This window comes from Planktotalea sp. (assembly GCF_049680325.1).
GTDB lineage: Bacteria > Pseudomonadota > Alphaproteobacteria > Rhodobacterales > Rhodobacteraceae > Planktotalea.
The window spans coordinates 1-2,220 of record NZ_JBAUHO010000105.1 but is presented as its reverse complement, the minus strand read 5'-3'; the positions used below and the strand labels follow the sequence as shown (position 1 = coordinate 2,220).

The window sequence follows — 2,220 nt, the reverse complement described above, 5'->3', positions numbered from 1 at the left end:
CAACCAAGCTGCGCAGCGACCTTAACGCCCAACAAGAACGCATTGCCGCGCTGGAGACAGCAGAGCCACCCGCCGCCGAAATGCAGGCGGTTGACCTGTCCCCACTGGAGACCCAACTGGAAGCGATTGAAACCCGTTTGACCGCTCTGGAAAATCGCCCTGCAGGCGGCGCGTCTGTCGACAGTGCCGAGCTGCAAGCGCTGCAATCCTCGATCGAAACTCAACGCAGCGAGATCCAGACACTTCTTGATAATGCAAAAACCGTTGAAGAGGCGACGGCGGATGCCGCCAAAGCTGCCGTAATCCAAGCTGCCATCGCAAAGATTGTGTCGGCCCTTGATGCGGGTCAGCCTTTTGCCGGCCAGCTTGAAGAGTTGAAAGCCGCAGCGGGCGATATTGACCCCGCACTTGCATCCGTTGCGGAGAACGGCGTTGCGACGCTGAGCGCTTTGCAATCAGACTTTCCCGATCAGGCCCGCGCAGCGCTTGCGACCGCGCGTGCGAATAGTGTCGAGGAAGGCCAACAAGGGTTTAACAGCTTTTTGAAGCGTGCGCTGGGCGCGCGTTCCGTTGCCCCGCGTGAGGGGGATGACCCCGATGCTGTTTTGTCCCGCGCGGAAGCGGCGATAAAGACCGGCGATCTGTCAGCCACACTCGCGGAACTTGATGCCCTGCCCGAAGAAGCGCAGGCTGCCATTGCAGACTGGCGCGCAGCGGCTGATGCCCGCGTTGCCGCCCGCGCGGCCGCAGATGCTTTGTCACAACGCCTCACGGCAGACTAAGGAATAATTTATGCTCTGGTCTCTGATCAAAATCATCTTTTTTATCGGCGTTGTTGGCGCTTTGGCATGGGGCGCGGGCTTCCTGCTGGAATCTGACGGCGGGCTGCAAATTAGTGCGCTCGGGTATGAGGTAAGTCCTGGCCCACTGGGGTCTGTGCTGCTGTTGGTCGCTCTCGTCTTTGTTGTCTGGCTACTGCTCAAGGTTCTGGCGCTGTTGGTGGCGGTCTGGAAATTCCTCAACGGGGATGAAACCGCCCTGTCGCGTTATTTTGACCGCAACCGCGAGCGGAAGGGTTTTGAAGCACTCTCCGAAGGCCTGATGGCGCTGGCGAGCGGCGAAGGCCGCGTTGCAATGGCCAAAGCAGCCAAAGCTGACAAATACCTCAACAAGCCGGAGTTGACGAACTTGCTGACCGCCCAAGCGGCAGAGCTGGCGGGTGATACCAAAAAGGCGGAAGAAACATACCGTAAACTGGTCGAGAACGAACAAACCCGTTTTGTCGGCGTCCGTGGAATCATGAAGCAAAAGCTGGCGGCGGGTGAAAATGACGTCGCCCTGCAATTTGCGGAAAAGGCATTTGCGTTAAAGCCCAAGCATGAAGAAACGGGCGATATTTTGCTGCGCCTGCAAGCCGAGAAAGAAGACTGGACCGGCGCGCGCAAGACACTGAGTGCGAAGCTCCGCAATGGCCAGTTGCCACGTGACGTCCACAAGCGCCGCGATGCGGTATTGGCACTATCCGAAGCGAAAGATGTGATTGCGGATGACAGCTCAATCGAGAAACGCGAAGCCGCAATCGAAGCCAACCGTTTGTCCCCTGATCTGATCCCCGCAGCGGTTATGGCTGCACATGGGTATATTGAGCAGAACAAACCACGTTATGCGACGCGTGTGCTCAAGAAAGCATGGGAGGCGCGTCCGCACCCGGACCTTGCCGCTGCATTCGCAGCCATCGCCCCCGATGAGACGCCAAGCGTGCGGATCAAGCGCTTTGCCGCGTTGACCAAAGTGAAGCCGGAAAACCCCGAGACCAAGATGCTGCTGGCAGAACTGCACATCGCAAACGAGGATTTCCCCGCCGCGCGTCGCGCGCTGGGAGATTTGGTGGAAACTGACCCTGACGCGCGTTCGGTCACTCTGATGGCGGTCATTGAACGGGGTGAGGGTGCGTCTGATACGGTTGTCAAAGGTTGGTTGGCGCGGGCGATTGCCGTGCCGCGCGGTCCGCAGTGGATTTGCGATAACTGCCAGCACATCCACAACGAATGGAAGCCGATCTGTGAAAACTGCTCCAGCTTCGATACATTGGAGTGGAAGCGCCCGCCGTTGTCCGAGGTTGCTATGCCCGCAGGTGTCCAGATGCTGCCGCTGATTGTAGGTGCGCTTGAGGATAATTCAGGCGCTGATGGCGTACCTCCCGGTACGGATGCTGACGGG

The 2,220-nt window shown here is 58.7% G+C and carries 2 protein-coding genes; both read left to right on the top strand.

The genetic code is table 11. From position 1 onward, the window contains the following. Window positions 1–782, top strand: a 782-nt coding sequence (locus WBC85_RS04310; protein ID WP_424433443.1) for a COG4223 family protein, incomplete at its 5' end; no start/stop codon positions are given. A gap of 10 nt (window positions 783–792) precedes the next feature. Beyond that, window positions 793–2,220: heme biosynthesis protein HemY (locus tag WBC85_RS04305; protein WP_424433442.1), on the top strand; the 1,428-nt coding region annotated here is incomplete at its 3' end.